Below are 15,128 nucleotides of genomic sequence, written 5' to 3'. Positions count from 1 at the left end.
TCTCAACTCATTTCATTATAATATTTTTTTATAGAAAAATGTTGTTCTATTTTAAAAAATTATAATTGACAATATATAGTTATGTTATAATTTATTAGGATAATAATTTATCATTGTTATTTTCTAAATATTAATTTAACCAAAATATTAATATTATATGATGTTTTAATAAATAAAACTTGAAGGGTGGTAAAATAAATGGAAAAAGTTGTTGACTGCAAAGGTTTAAAATGTCCTCAACCTGTAATAAATACTAAAAAGTATTTTGATTCTATCGATGAGGGTACTGCTACTATCATAGTAGATAATGAGGTTGCTAAAAATAATATCTCAAAATTTGCGCAAAGTAATGGTTATAAAAATGAAATTGAAGAGACTAATGGATTTTATCATATACGAATAACTAAAGAAGCTTGTCAGTGTATCCCAATGAATTTTGACGAAAAGAAACTTACTATTCTTATCGGAAGTGACAAATTAGGACTTGGCGATGATCTATTGGGTACAACTCTTATGAAAAGTTACATGTATGCTTTATCAGAAAGTGACAATATTCCTTCAGATCTACTATTTTTAAATGCTGGGGTCAAACTTGCCGTTGAAGGCTCCGATTGCGTCGAAAGCATTATAAAGCTTAAAGAAAGAGGAGTTAACGTTTTAAGTTGTGGGACTTGCTTAGACTTCTATGGGTTAAAAGAAAAACTTGCAGTTGGTGAAATAACAAATATGTATACTATAGTTGAAAAAATGAATTCCTCAGATAATACTATAAAATTATAACATATTGTTCTTATGAATTATTGTATCATACCATTTTAATATAATTAAAGATTGATAAGCTTATTTAATTTAATGTCAAATTCAAATTAAGTAAGCTTTTTTGTTTTGAACAAAACTATATGCATAAATAATTATTATAGAGGAAAATTAGTTTTTGTAGTAATATAAATTAATAATCTGGGAGGTAATATTATGCAATTGGCTGCTCATGAAGTATACGACTTACATGAATTAATAGTGAGCTGTGTAAACTCTATATCAAATATGGCTATGTTCAAAAATATAGCAAAGGATCCAGAATTAAAGGCTATGATAGAAAGGCATTTTCCAGCTCATGTTCAGGACTATAACATGAAAGTAGAATTTGTTAGCAAAGCAAATGGCTCCACTCAAAAACTTAATGTTCCAAACTTAAACGCAGTTTTACAAGATTATACTAAATCACCAAACAATAATTTCCCTCCAATTACACCAAGAACTAACATACAACAGATGGACGATAGAGAAATAGCTACTGCATATCTTTTGACCTTAAAAAGAGCGGGAAGAGAATATGCATGGTCTGCCATGGAAACAGGTAATCCTACAGTTAGAGAATTCTTAAAAGATGCCTTTACAATGAGTTGTAACCATGCCTATGATGTTTGGCAGTGGATGGTTCAAAAAGGATATTATCCTCTAGAACCAGCATCTCAGAATACATTAAATACATTTTCTTCTATCTATAATGAAGTCCGTGAACCTTCATTAGTTTAGGAAAAAAGAGTGTCTTAAAACATCAATTTAAGACACTCTTCTTCATTACTAAAATTCATCTATTATTTTCTATCTACATCTAAGACTGTTTGTAATAATACATTAGCACCTTTCCAACAAGCTTCTACAGGTGTATGTTCTATTTCGCAATGACTATGTCCATCAACACTTGGAACAAATATCATAGTTGTAGGCATAATATCAGCTACAAACTGAGCATCGTGACCAGCACCACTGTAAATATCCATGTTTGAATATCCATATGCTTCTGCATTCTTTCTAACAAAACCAACTAATTCTTCATTGAATTGAATTGTGTTACGTGCCCACTGCAATTCAGACTCAACTCTGCACTTGTCAAGTTCTGCAGGAATATTTTCAATAACTTTAACAACTTGTTTGATTACTTCAGGGTCTTTGTGTCTTGCATCTAATGAGAAGTCAACATAATCAGGGATAACAGTATGCACGCATGGATGGCAAACTATTTCACCTGTAGTGTAAACAAGATTCTCATCAAGTTTGTCTAATTCATCATGTAGGTATCTGATAGCACTAGTCGCTGCTAAAAGAGCATCTCTTCTATATTTCATTGGAGTAGTTCCTGCGTGATCAGATTGTCCATAAGTTCTTATTCTATAGTTAACCATTCCAAGAACGCCTTCTACAACTCCAATGTCCTTCTTTTCAGCTTCAAGTACAGGCCCTTGTTCAATGTGTAATTCAAGCATAGCAACATAATCCTTAGGATTCAATCTGTTTGCTACATCTCCTTCGTGTCCACTTTCGTTTAAAGCTTCTCCAAAAGTTTTTCCTTCTTTACTTTTTGAAGCTAGCATAGTAGTTTTATCAAATTTACCACAAACAACTCCTGATGACATCATAGCTGGTGGATAAAGAGAACCTTCCTCATTTGTCCAAATCATAGCTGTAACAGGATGACGATGTGGAATCTTTTGAGTAGCTATAGTTTCAACTACTTCCATTCCTGTAAGTACGCCTAAAACTCCATCATAGTTTCCGCCATTTCTAACTGAATCCACGTGTGATGCCATTACGATTGCAGGAAGGTCTTCTGAACCCTTAAGTGTTGCATACATGTTTGCCATATCATCCGTTGTAATCACTGCACCTACAGCTTCCATTCTTCTAACGAATTCTGCTCTTGCTTGAAGAGCTTCTTTAGATAAAGAAAATCTTGTTATTCCACCATGACCAGCATCACCGAATTTACTAAATGTAACGATTTTATCTTCTAGCCTTTCTTTGTCACAAGTTAACATAATATTTTTCATTTTAATACACGCTCCTTTTATTTTTATATTTATTTATTAAAAGTATATTTCTCATCTAATGTTTTAATTTAATATACTTTATTTTCTTTATGCAGTTATTATAAAACTACTTTCTATACAAGTCTTAATTGCTTTCTTTTTATAAATTATCCTCTCCTCTCTTTACCAACACATTTTCATCTTTAGCTACAACTTGTCCTCTTAATGATATGACTCCTAGATATCTCTTAAATAATTATGCCATGACTTTAATAAGTATGCTATGAGTTAGCGTTATTTCCTCATTTGAAACAAGAGTAACTAAGTTAGCTTCACTTGCAACTGCAATGGTTTCCTTTTGCATAAACTTTAGCAGCTTCTGTTGAAGTTTGTTCATTCATAAATATCGAAGAGTAATTAAGCATCTTCGTCTCTTACATAAAAATAATATAGCAAGACTTATGCCAACTAAATTAACTTGAATTTTTTAATCTAGTATATCCCCTTGAATTTACTGATGTTCTTATTACTTTTCTTAATTTAATTTAGTTAATTTTTAATTTTTTTAAACAAAATAATTTAAAATTTTTTGTAAAAAAAATAGGTTTTGATGAAATTTTTCATCAAAACCTATGATTAATATAATCAACTACTCAGTTTTCTGTTTCTAAATTAATAAATACTCATTTTATCATCCAAATTTTTTCCTACATAAACATCTTTATAAAACTTGTACATTCTTCATTACTACTTACCATCAATGTAATTCTTTAAAGAGCCCTCCTTAATTTTTTTTAACTTTTTAACCACTGTTGACTGATCAATTTTGAGCACATCAGCCACTTTTCGTGTTGTTTTATATTTTTCTATTGCCTTCAATAGAATTTGTTTCTCAAATTCTTCAGTAGCTATTTTTAAAGGTATAAACTCATTAACTTCACTAACATATTTAGGAATATGCGTGAATATATCAAAAATATCATTCTCTTCAATTATGTTCTTATTAGATGTAACAACTAGTCTTTCAACAATGTTTTCCAACTCTCTTATATTACCAGGCCATCTATATGAAAATAATACCTTGTATGCACTAGATAATATTTGTTTCGATAAACTATATTTTTCATTGCATTTTGATAAAAAATAATTTATGAACAGAGGAATATCCTCACTACGCTCTCTTAAAGCTGGAATATGTATTGGCACAATATTTAGTCTGTAATAAAGGTCTTCTCTAAATTTACCTTCCTTTACTAGTTTTTTCAAATCTTTGTTTGTTGCTGATATAATTCTAGCTTTTATATCAAAGGGCTCTGTACCTCCTATTTTATATGCTTGTTTCTCCTGTAGAACATGAAGCAATTTTACTTGTAGCTGCATTGGCAACTCTCCAATTTCATCTAGAAAAATAGACCCATCACCAGCAACCTCTAACAAACCTTTTTTCCCTTTTTTTACTGCCCCTGTAAAAGCCCCTTCTTCATACCCAAAAAGTTCTGACTCAATGAGATTTTCAGGAATCGCTCCACAATTAATCTGCACAAAAGGTTGTTCTCTTCTTTTACTTATTTGATGTATCGTTTTTGCTATAAAACTTTTTCCAACCCCAGTTTCGCCAAGAAGTATTATTGTAGTTTCAATATTTGCAATATGCTCAATTAATTCGATGATTTTTTTCATCGCACTAGAATTTCCAACTATATATTCTTGATTTCTTATTTGATTTCTTCTTATTTCATCTCTGTACCAGTCCAAAAGATGCTCAGTTTCCTCTAATTGGTTTTTTAACATCTCTGATTCAGTAATATCCTTTGAAATATTTACAACTCTTATAAGTTTACCCTTTTCATTGATCATTGGTATGCCGGTTACCATCAATCTTTTTCCAGATGCCGTTTCTTGAATTAATGATAATTCTTTCTTTTTTTTCAAAACTTCTACTGTAATAGATGGACTGAACACTCCTTTTTTAGAAAGTTCATAAACATCTTTTCCTATCATTTCACTCTCAGATATACCAAATGTTTCCTCACAAGATTTGCTAACCTTTACTAATACCCCTTTTTCATCGGTAACAGTTATCTGATCAAAGGTTGTATCCATTATTAACTTAAGTTCCTCATAGGTCTGTTTATAATAACTTAACTCCTGTAGTAACTTTTTGTACGGCATCTCTTCAGGTTTTTCCTTCAATAGTTCTCCCACCTTTATTGATTTGTATAATGCTTTCATTTTTTCTTATTTTTATTATTTTGTAAGCTCTTATTACTATTTTATTACTATATCGTTAAGTTTTCAATAAATTAGCATTTATATTTTTGCTAAATAGGCTTAACATAAAATAGGCATACATAAACCTTACTTATGTATGCCTATCAAATATCATAAATCTAAAACTTACTCTTTTAAACTTAAGCGATTTCCAAATCTTTAATAAAAGATACTGTTCTAATTAAAGGCTTTACCAAGTTGCTAAATTAGACTTTGAAATAGCTTAACTAAAATAGGTGCAATAACAACAGTTATAATCCCAGCGATTCCTATTGATAAACTACTCATTGCGCCTTCAACTTCTCCGAGCTCAATAGCCTTTGTGGTACCTAGCGCATGAGATGCTGTTCCGATTGCAACTCCTATCGCTACTTTGTCATTTATTTTAAATATCTTGCATACATACGGACCTGCAACTGCTCCAATTATTCCTGTTATTATAATAGTTGCCACAGTTATTGAAGGTATTCCACCTAGTTGTTTCGAAACTTCAACTCCTATAGGCACTGTAATTGATTTTGGTATCATTGAAACATCTAAAGGTTTCGATAACCCAAAGGTGTGACATAGGAGAATTATAGTTGTAATTGATACTAAGGAACCAATTGATATTCCTGCTAATATTGGTAACGCATTAGCCTTTAAAAGCTTGAATTTCTTATATAAAGGAACTGCAAGTATTACCGTTGCAGGAGACAAGAAAAATGAAATAAATTGTCCGCCTTTATCATAATCAGAAATACTTATGTCAAAAACACTTAAAAAAGATATAACTAAAATTATGCTTATAAATAATGGATTGAAAATAGAAACTTTAGTCCTCTTATAAAGTATACATCCTATTTCAAAAGCTATCAGAGAAATTAGTATACCAAATATAGGGGTCGATATTAACTCTTTCATTATAACTTTCTCCTTTTAAATAATTGTACTGTTATACCTGTGACCACCATAACTACAATTGTAGAAATAAAGGCTATTAACATAACATATTGCCAATAATTTTTAAGAATCCCCATTGAGGATATTAGCCCTACCCCCGCTGGTAAAAAGAAAAATGCTAAATGATCTAATAAAAACTTACTAATTTCTTCGATCATTTCTATTTTTACTACACCAGTACATAAACATGATAATAAAGCTATCATTCCAATTACGTTACCTGGAATAGGCAAATTAAAAGCCATTCTTAGCAATTCACCTAAAAAACAAATAATCAATATAATTGCAAACTGCCGCACCATTTTCATTTTAAAACCTCTTTTCTTGTTAAACACCATCTGCGAACAGGTTTAACGTTGCATATTTATTAACATCTATAATTACTATACACCTTTTGCCTTAATTAATCGTTGTTTTAAGAACAGGGGAACTATATAAAATTTTCTGTAAATTAAAATACCTAGGTGCCATTCATTTGGCGCCTAGGACTTCAATAGGTTAGACTCTTTAGTTGGTAATGTCTCTCAAGTCTAAGCTGTACATATCTTCTCTTCTATGCCTTAATAAGGGGAGGGATTCTCTTACTTCATCTATATAATCTATATCTATATCTTCAACTAATACTCCTTCTTTTTCATCTAATTTATTAATTACATTTCCCCATGGACTTGTAATTAAGGAATTTCCATATGCTACATATGAATAGTTTACATCTCTTGCCGGCGATACTCCAGCTACATATATTTGGTTATCTAGTGCTCTAACTCTAAATGAAACTTCCCAATGCGCAGGACCAGTAGACATATTGAAAGCTCCTGGTACAAAAACAACTTTAGCACCTTTTAGTGCCATAATTCTCATTAATTCTGGGAATCTTATATCATAGCAAATAGCCACTCCTATTTTTCCCCAAGGAGTTTCAAACAGAGTTACATCCTTGCCTCTAGATAGTACTTCTGATTCCTTAAATTTAACACCATTTTTTATATCTATATCAAACAGGTGTACTTTTCTATGTTTTCCTATCAAATTCCCTTTATTATCAAATATGAAAGAGGTATTATAAACTTTGTTATCCTCTATCTCTGGGATTGACCCCCCTATTAAATATATGCTTTTCTCTTTTGAAACTTCACTTAACATCTTAAGTGTTTCACCGCCTGGATAAGACTCTGCATATTCTCTAAAATGTTTATTATTGTATGGACAATTAAACATTTCAGGAAGAGATACAATTTGCGATCCCTTATTTGCTGCTTCACAAATCATACTTCTTGCCTTATCAATATTTTCTTTCTTATTGTCAGTAACCATCATCTGACATAATCCAACTCTTAGCTTATTCATGCTAGCTATTCCCCCTTCATCCTTCATCATAAAAATAACCACCTAAATATTATAAATACATTAAACGTAGTCTATAGAAACATTATACTATTAACTTTACAGGTTATAACTATAAACTATTCATCTTCATCATTTTTTATATTGACATTTACATTTATTATTATATACTATTGACGTGAAGAAATTTTATAGTTATAATACTTGTTTAGCATTGGAATTATTACTCAAATAAGTATAAATAGTATTATCTATTTATTTAATACAATAAATTCTACATAAAAGGAGATAACACATGAGACAACATTCACTTTCAAGAACCGAGTTATTAATAGGCAAAGATTCTTTAGAAAAATTAAAAAATAGTACAGTAGTCATCTTTGGTTTAGGCGGTGTAGGAAGCTTTACCTTCGAAGCACTAGTTAGAGCTGGAGTTGGACATCTTATTTTAATAGATGATGATACGGTGTGTTTAACTAATCTAAATAGGCAAATACATGCTACTTTCGATTCAATCGGTAAACCAAAGGTTGAACTATTGAGAGAAAGAGCCTCTAAAATAAATCCTAATTGTAAGATTGAGATTCATCAAACCTTTGTAAAAGAAGACAATATTGCTGAAATAATACCAATAAATGCTGACTATGTTGTTGATGCCATAGATACAGTTTCATCTAAAATTTCCCTTGTACTTTGGTGCAGAAGCCATAATATAGAAATAATTAGTTGTATGGGTACAGGTAACAAATTAGATCCTACTCAATTTAGGATAGCAGATATATATGACACAAAAATTTGTCCATTAGCTAAAGTTATGAGATACGAATTAAGAAAAAGAGGCATTAAGAATTTAAAAGTCCTTTACTCTGAAGAAATGCCTATGAAACCAAAGTCAGAAGAAGTTGTAACTTGTAAAGAAGGCTGCGTATGCACTAGCGGAAGTAAGAAATGTACTGCAAAAAGACAAATTCCTGGTAGTATATCATTTGTTCCCCCTGTTGCTGGTATGATAATAGGTGGAGAAGTAGTTAAAGATATTATTGCCAAATAAATAAAATCTATTTTATTTTGTTTATTGGTTACTTAAGATTATGTTCGACATGCTTTAAGCAATGTTTGTTAATAGTATAAAAGTTTAATAAAAGACATAAATGATCTATATTCCTAGTGCATTTATGTCTTTTATATTAATCTTTATTATTCGCCAACATGTTCTTTTAGTAGGTCACTAATCTTTTCTTTTTCAGATGGTGAAACCTGCCAATCTTTAATTTGAATTCCATCTTTCTTTCTTGTTTTAATTATTAATAAATTTTCTTTTTTCTGATCCCATGCCCACTCTACTATATCTTCCCAGCTGCTGAAGTTATAATAAGTGTTATTATATAAGCTTTTTTGCCCCATTCCTTTTGCAGTTACTATTCTTAATTTACTAAAATCGTAAATGCTAAATAGAAAATAAATAATAATCATTACACCTAAAGTTGAAAAATAACCTGTTATAATAACATATATAAAATAAGCAATTATTCCTATAAAAAGTATTGCTAAAAACTTTTGTTTTATATCTGCTATTGATAACCTTAATATTACTTCTCCATAATCCTTTTTACTCTCTTTTCCATTTACAAATGATAAAAAGAACTGTGCGATAGCGGCTAAAATTAAAGCTATTGTTAACATCTTTTCAAAACTCAAATAATTCACCTAATTTCCTTCTAATAAATTTTTAATTATAACTTTTGTATACAAATTTTCTTTTCACTTCTCCCCTCTATTTTTAAGCTATATGCCCTATCAATTAGAGCTTAACGTTTCTAAACACTTCATACAAAACCCAATTAAAAGAAATATATAGCTACTATCTGCGATTAAACACATCTTAATTATAATATATATTAATAAAATTTTCACTTTAAACCAATTATTTATTTAACAAAATGATAATTTAATTGTTATGGATATCCAATTCGTCATTTACCGATTTAAACTCAATTTTATTTTTTGTCGTTTTTTGCGTTAAGTAACAAATTCGACTATTCTTGAAAATTTAGTCGAATTTGTTGTTTAACCAGTCTACTGATTGATTTTAGGCTTAACTTGGATAATTATTTTACAGATTTATGTTATATTTCAAATAATTTTTTAATAAAATTTTTTAACTTTTTTAAACACTCAAAATTTTTATTACTTTTCTAAATATTTTTTTAACAAAACCACTATATTTTTCGTAAAAATTTGATATAATTAAATTGTTAGAAAAAACACAACTTTTTAGGGGGGGTCATGATAGTGTGTTGTAATGAATTAAACGAAAAATGCTTTAAACAACTAGATGAATTTATCGAAAATATGGAAGATAAAAATGGAGCTTTGATAACAGTACTTCATAAGGCTCAACACATCTTTGGTTATTTACCTCAAGATGTACAAAAACATGTTGCTAAAAAACTTAACATCCCTGTATCCAAGGTAAATGGTGTAGTTACATTCTACTCTTACTTTACAGAGGTCCCTACAGGTAAATATGTTATAAATGTATGTATGGGAACAGCTTGCTTTGTTAAAGGCGCTGGTGATGTACTTTCAGATTTCGAGAAAAAATTAAACATAAAAGTTGGACAAACAACTGAAGACGGAAAATACACTCTTCAAGTCTTAAGATGTGTTGGTGCGTGTGGACTTGCTCCTGTAGTGACTGTAAATGATAAGGTTTATGGCCATTTTACAAAACAACACGTTGATAAAGTTTTAGATGAATATTGTGAATAGGGGGAAACGACATTGAATAGAATTAATTCTTTTGAAGAACTCCAAAAATCATGTGAACTATACTCTCAAAAGTTAAAAATTAGACAAGCAACTCATGAAGAGGAGCTAGCAGTTGAAAATAAGAGGTGTAAACGTTATATTACTGTATGTGGTGGAACAGGTTGTAAATCCTCAGATAGTGATAAAATTGTTGAAAACTTAAATATAGAGATAGAAAAAGCAGGTCTTGCAGATGAAGTTAAGGTAGCTATAACTGGTTGTTTTGGTTTCTGTGAAAAAGGTCCCATAATTAAAATAGATCCAGATAATGCTTTCTATGTTCATGTATCACCAGATGACGCACAAGAAATAGTTAGCGAACACTTATTAAATGGAAAAATAATAGATAGACTTTTATATGAAGAGCCTACTCTTAAAGAAAAAGTAAAAAGACAAGATGAAATGTCATTCTATAAAAAACAACAGAGAATTGCCCTAAGAAACTGTGGTTTGATAAATCCTGAGGAGATAACAGAAAGTATTGCTGCTAAGGGATATATAGCATTAGGTAAAGTTCTTACAGAAATGTCTCCAGATGAAGTAATAAAACTTATTATAGATTCAGGTTTAAGAGGTCGTGGAGGCGGTGGTTTCCCTACCGGCAAAAAATGGTCTTTCGCTAAGGCTTATAATGCAGATCAAAAATATATAATCTGTAATGCTGATGAAGGTGACCCAGGTGCTTTCATGGATCGTTCAATACTTGAAGGCGACCCAAATAGTGTATTAGAAGCTATGGCAATAGCTGGTTATGCTATCGGTGCCTCAAAAGGTGTTATTTACATAAGAGCTGAGTATCCACTTGCAGTAAACAGACTTATGATAGCTATAGAGCAAGCAAAGAAACTTGGTCTTCTTGGTAAAAATATTTTAGGAACAGATTTTAGTTTTGATATAGATATAAAATATGGAGCTGGTGCCTTCGTATGCGGTGAGGAAACAGCCCTAATTCAATCAGTTGAGGGTAGCCGTGGTGAACCTACGAATAAACCACCTTTCCCTGCAGAGAGTGGACTTTGGAATAAACCAACTTGTGTTAACAACGTTGAAACATTAGCTAATATCCCAGCTATTATAATTAATGGTGCTGAATGGTATAGTTCTATTGGTACTGCAACTTCTAAAGGCACAAAAGTTTTCGCACTTGCAGGAAAAATTAACAATGTAGGACTTGTGGAAGTTCCTATGGGAACAACTTTAAGAGAAATTATTTTCGATATTGGTGGCGGTATTAAAAATGGTCGTAAGTTTAAAGCTGTACAAACAGGTGGACCTTCTGGCGGATGCATACCAGCATCTAACTTAGATATTGCTATTGATTATGAATCTTTAACTTCCATAGGCTCAATGATGGGTTCAGGCGGAATGATTGTTATGGATGAAGATAACTGCATGGTTGATATAGCTAAGTTCTACCTAGAATTCACAGTAGACGAATCCTGTGGTAAATGTACTCCATGTAGAGTTGGAAATAAACGTTTACTTGAAATATTAACTAAAATAAGTGATGGAAAAGGTACTGAAAAGGACTTAGAAAACTTAAAAGAATTAGCTGAAACAATAAAAGATACCTCACTTTGCGGTCTTGGACAAACTGCCCCTAACCCAATACTAAGTACAATGAATTATTTCTGGGATGAATATTTAGCACACGTAAAAGAAAAGAAATGTCCTGCAGGAGTTTGTAAGAACCTACTTAGTTTTGATGTTACAGATAAGTGTATAGGATGTACTAAGTGCTTAAGAAACTGTCCAGTTAACTGCATTAGTGGAAAGGTTAAAGAAAAGCATATTATAGATCAAGAGAAATGTATTAAATGTGGTGCATGCTTCAGCGGCTGTCCAGTAGATGCAATAGTTAAACTATAATATTTTATGAAAGAGGTGGACATTTTGAGTTTAGTTACTCTTACTATAAACGATAAACAAATACAAGTTGAAAGTGGAACTACAGTTTTGCAAGCTGCAAAATTACTTGATATAAATATTCCAACGTTATGCCACTTAAAATTACATGAAGGTGTTGAAAACAAGCCTGGTTCTTGTAGAGTATGTATGGTAGAAGTTGACGGAAGAAGAAACCTTGCCCCTTCTTGTACTACACCAGTAGCTGAAGGTATGGTTGTAAAAACTAATTCTATAAGATCTATAAAAGCTCGTAGAAATGTTGTTGAACTTCTCCTTTCCGACCATCCGCAGGATTGTTTACTTTGTGAAAAAAATACTGACTGCGAACTTCAAAAGCTAGCTGCCGATATGGGAATTAGAGAAATTAAGTTTAAAGGTGAAATATCTACTTACCCAAAGGATACTTCTAGCTACTCAATAGTTCGTGATTTAGATAAGTGTATATTATGTAGAAGATGTGAAACTGTATGCAGCGAGGTTCAAACTGTTTCTGTTCTTTCCGCTGTTAACAGAGGATTTGATACTGTTATCTCCCCTGCTTTTGGAAATCCTATGACTGAAACAAATTGTACTTTCTGTGGACAATGCGTATCAGTATGTCCAACAGGAGCATTAACAGAAGTAAACAATACATCTAAGGTTTGGGATGCTTTAGATAGCAAAGATAAGTTTGTTATAGTTCAAACTGCACCTGCAGTAAGAGCAGCATTAGGTGAAGAATTTGGTATGGAACTCGGAAAAGCAGTTACTGGCAAATTAGTTGCAGCTCTTCGTTCACTAGGTTTTAACAAAGTTTTTGATACAGACTTTGCTGCAGACTTAACTATAATGGAAGAAGCTTCTGAACTTATGCATAGAATTAATCATGGAGGCAGACTTCCAATGCTTACAAGCTGCTGTCCAGGTTGGATAAACTTCTTTGAGCATGAATTTAGCGATCTTTTAGACATTCCTTCTAGCTGTAAATCTCCTCAACAAATGTTTGGAGCAGTTGCTAAATCTTACTATGCTGAGAAAATGAATATAGATCCAAAAAATATTGTAGTAGTTTCAGTTATGCCTTGCTTGGCTAAAAAATACGAAGCTGCAAGACCTGAAATGAATAATGATGTAGATATAGTAATTAGTACTAGAGAACTTGCTAAAATGATAAAAGAAGCTGGAATTAACTTTACACACTTAAAAGATGAGGAATACGACAACCTACTTGGGGAATCTACTGGAGCTGGTGTTATATTTGGTGTTACTGGTGGTGTTATGGAGGCAGCTCTTCGTACAGCTTATGAGTGGATTACTGGTGAAGAGTTAGACGATGTAGAATTCCAAGTTGTTCGTGGTTTTGATGGTATCAGAGAAGCCACAATAAAGATTAAAGACTTAGAAGTAAAAGCTGCAATTGCGAGTGGCCTTGGAAATGCTCGTAAGCTTTTAAATAAAATAAGATCCGGAGAAGCTGACTATCAAATGATAGAAATAATGGCTTGTCCTGGTGGATGCATTGATGGTGGTGGCCAACCATATATTCATGGAGACTACGATATTCTAGGCAAGAGAGCTCACGCACTATACGAGGAGGATAGAAGTAAGCCTCTAAGAAAATCTCACAATAATCCAGCTATAATTCAGCTTTATGAGGAATATTTAGGCAAGCCTTATAGCGAAAAATCTCATGAATTACTTCACACTAAATACTTTAAGCGTGAGTATTAATTAGTTAGCCCTAAACCCTAAAACCATTTAAATACTAACAGGCAAATTAAACCGACCCTCTTATGGTTTAATTTGCCTGTTACTCTTTTTTCAACATACTCTTAAATAATTATCATATTCTTTAAGATACATTTTAAATTAAGATATTCTACCTATTAGATATAATTAATATTTACATTCTTTCCTAGTGACTTCATTAAAATACATAATTCTTCTACCAGCTTAAGTTTTATACTTAAATCTATAGGAAAATCTGGATTTTGATGTGCTGGATTTACTGCCTTACCTACCCATATATTCAAATGGGTACAATCTTCGATTAATACTTTAACAAGCTTAGAAACTCCATCTTCTCCACTAAAATCCATGTTAATATTATTTTTAGAAAATGGATCTGAAAATATCTTTATTTTCTCTATAGCTTTACTCAAGGTCAAAACCCCTTCTGTAATTAAGTGTATACCATCCATCCTAGCTATTGGAGGTATGTCCTTATTAAGACAATCAATATCTACCTTAAGCTTCCTATTTAGCTCTCTCTCTGCAATATTAGCAGCAGTTCCTCCACATATAATTTTTTTTCCTTTGCTATTTATAAACTCTTTAATCAACTTACTATCATCTTTTTTATCTTTAGGCGGCCCAGTAAATAGGTTAACATAAGAAGGATTTCTAACTTTTATTGAAACTACTGTAGTGTCATCTCCTGGTTTTCCGTAATACAAATCATAACAAGCCTCTAATAAATCCTTTGTTAAGCTTTTAGCGTTTCTGCTTTCGTAGGACCTTTTCTTAAGATATCTATCCACATCTACCCATTGCCATCCTAAATTTAATATGTCACCAAGCCCTGCATGAATTACTCCATCACTTACTACAGTTATTATATCTCCATCTCTTAGCATAAGTTTGCTTTCTTTAATTATCCTTCCATTTATGATTAATTCCTTTTTGTTGACACTCAAGCTTTCACCATTTCTTATTATAAATACAGGTGGATTATCATACTCAGCAATATAAGCATTACCATTCTCATAAATCTTAATTAAAGTAAAAGTTGAGTACGCAATGTTTCGTACCTTACATACAGGTAAAGTGTTAGCTATTGTATCTACAGTTTCGTATATGTCTGCTCCTTCCCTAAGCATAGTACCGGCAATTTTAGATGTCAGAGTAGCTAAAATGTTAGCTTTTACCCCACTTCCAAGTCCATCAGCCATAACTATTATAGTGCAGTCTTCCATTCTTATTACATTAATCATATCTCCAGCTAACTCTTCTCCATGTTTAACTAAAGTGTCGTATGCAACATCTATAAAAAAACTCATTTAA

Annotated in this window: 14 protein-coding genes; 6 read left to right on the top strand and 8 right to left on the bottom strand. The window is 31.6% G+C overall.

Translation table 11 applies throughout. The features are described from left to right. The first annotated feature begins 198 nt into the window (after nucleotides 1–198). Nucleotides 199–780 (top strand): sulfurtransferase-like selenium metabolism protein YedF, encoded by a 582-nt coding sequence (gene yedF / locus AC0N0V_RS09875; RefSeq protein ID WP_474463794.1) that lies wholly within the window; start codon nucleotides 199–201, stop codon nucleotides 778–780. Between the two features lie 192 nt (nucleotides 781–972). Continuing rightward, a complete protein-coding gene (locus AC0N0V_RS09870) occupies nucleotides 973–1,536 on the top strand; it encodes a spore coat protein (RefSeq protein ID WP_474463793.1) in 564 nt (187 codons plus the stop codon). Nucleotides 1,537–1,598: 62 nt separating this feature from the next. Here AC0N0V_RS09870 and AC0N0V_RS09865 read toward each other — a convergent pair whose 3' ends face one another. From AC0N0V_RS09865 to AC0N0V_RS09840, 6 genes are all read right to left on the bottom strand, one after another. Further along, a complete protein-coding gene (locus AC0N0V_RS09865) occupies nucleotides 1,599–2,819 on the bottom strand; it encodes an allantoate amidohydrolase (protein WP_474464502.1) in 1,221 nt (406 codons plus the stop codon). A gap of 247 nt (nucleotides 2,820–3,066) precedes the next feature. Continuing rightward, entirely contained in the window at nucleotides 3,067–3,207 is a 141-nt protein-coding gene (locus AC0N0V_RS09860; RefSeq protein WP_474463792.1) for a hypothetical protein, read from the bottom strand. A 350-nt stretch (nucleotides 3,208–3,557) separates the two neighbouring features. Next, complete coding sequence (locus tag AC0N0V_RS09855; RefSeq protein ID WP_474463791.1) at nucleotides 3,558–5,003, bottom strand: sigma-54 interaction domain-containing protein; 1,446 nt, start codon at nucleotides 5,001–5,003, stop codon at nucleotides 3,558–3,560. 279 nt (nucleotides 5,004–5,282) lie between these two features. After that, nucleotides 5,283–5,984, bottom strand: coding sequence for an LrgB family protein (locus AC0N0V_RS09850; protein ID WP_474463790.1), 702 nt, complete (start codon nucleotides 5,982–5,984; stop codon nucleotides 5,283–5,285). Next, the gene (locus AC0N0V_RS09845) at nucleotides 5,984–6,331 is read right to left on the bottom strand and encodes a CidA/LrgA family protein (protein WP_474463789.1); all 348 of its coding nucleotides are present in this window, start codon (nucleotides 6,329–6,331) and stop codon (nucleotides 5,984–5,986) included. The genes AC0N0V_RS09850 and AC0N0V_RS09845 overlap by 1 nt, the downstream gene beginning before the upstream one ends. Before the next feature lie 199 nt (nucleotides 6,332–6,530). Further along, nucleotides 6,531–7,370 (bottom strand): carbon-nitrogen hydrolase family protein, encoded by an 840-nt coding sequence (locus AC0N0V_RS09840; RefSeq protein ID WP_474464500.1) that lies wholly within the window; start codon nucleotides 7,368–7,370, stop codon nucleotides 6,531–6,533. A 292-nt stretch (nucleotides 7,371–7,662) separates the two neighbouring features. On the opposite strand from AC0N0V_RS09840, the gene AC0N0V_RS09835 reads away from it, so the two are divergent. Continuing rightward, entirely contained in the window at nucleotides 7,663–8,418 is a 756-nt protein-coding gene (locus AC0N0V_RS09835) for a tRNA threonylcarbamoyladenosine dehydratase (RefSeq protein ID WP_474463788.1), read from the top strand. 146 nt (nucleotides 8,419–8,564) lie between these two features. Here AC0N0V_RS09835 and AC0N0V_RS09830 read toward each other — a convergent pair whose 3' ends face one another. After that, on the bottom strand, nucleotides 8,565–9,074 hold the full coding sequence (locus tag AC0N0V_RS09830) for a hypothetical protein (protein ID WP_474463787.1): 510 nt from the start codon (nucleotides 9,072–9,074) through the stop codon (nucleotides 8,565–8,567). Between the two features lie 585 nt (nucleotides 9,075–9,659). Between AC0N0V_RS09830 and nuoE the strand changes: the two genes are divergently transcribed. The 3 genes from nuoE to AC0N0V_RS09815 are packed head-to-tail and all read left to right on the top strand — an operon-like array spanning nucleotide 9,660 to nucleotide 13,796. Continuing rightward, on the top strand, nucleotides 9,660–10,139 hold the full coding sequence (gene nuoE, locus AC0N0V_RS09825; RefSeq protein WP_474463786.1) for an NADH-quinone oxidoreductase subunit NuoE: 480 nt from the start codon (nucleotides 9,660–9,662) through the stop codon (nucleotides 10,137–10,139). 12 nt (nucleotides 10,140–10,151) lie between these two features. Next, nucleotides 10,152–12,047 carry an NADH-ubiquinone oxidoreductase-F iron-sulfur binding region domain-containing protein gene (locus tag AC0N0V_RS09820; protein WP_474463785.1) on the top strand — a complete coding sequence of 632 codons (1,896 nt, stop codon included), beginning with the start codon at nucleotides 10,152–10,154 and terminating at the stop codon, nucleotides 12,045–12,047. Nucleotides 12,048–12,071: 24 nt separating this feature from the next. Beyond that, a complete protein-coding gene (locus AC0N0V_RS09815) occupies nucleotides 12,072–13,796 on the top strand; it encodes an NADH-dependent [FeFe] hydrogenase, group A6 (RefSeq protein WP_474463784.1) in 1,725 nt (574 codons plus the stop codon). 155 nt (nucleotides 13,797–13,951) lie between these two features. On the opposite strand, the gene AC0N0V_RS09810 is transcribed toward AC0N0V_RS09815, so the two are convergent. Beyond that, nucleotides 13,952–15,124, bottom strand: coding sequence for a SpoIIE family protein phosphatase (locus AC0N0V_RS09810; RefSeq protein ID WP_474463783.1), 1,173 nt, complete (start codon nucleotides 15,122–15,124; stop codon nucleotides 13,952–13,954). Nucleotides 15,125–15,128: the final 4 nt, after the last annotated feature.

It is taken from the genome of Clostridium sp. CS1-1 (assembly GCF_056135525.1).
The sequence above is the reverse complement of the archived record's forward strand: the minus strand, read 5'-3'. Positions and strand labels throughout refer to the sequence as shown.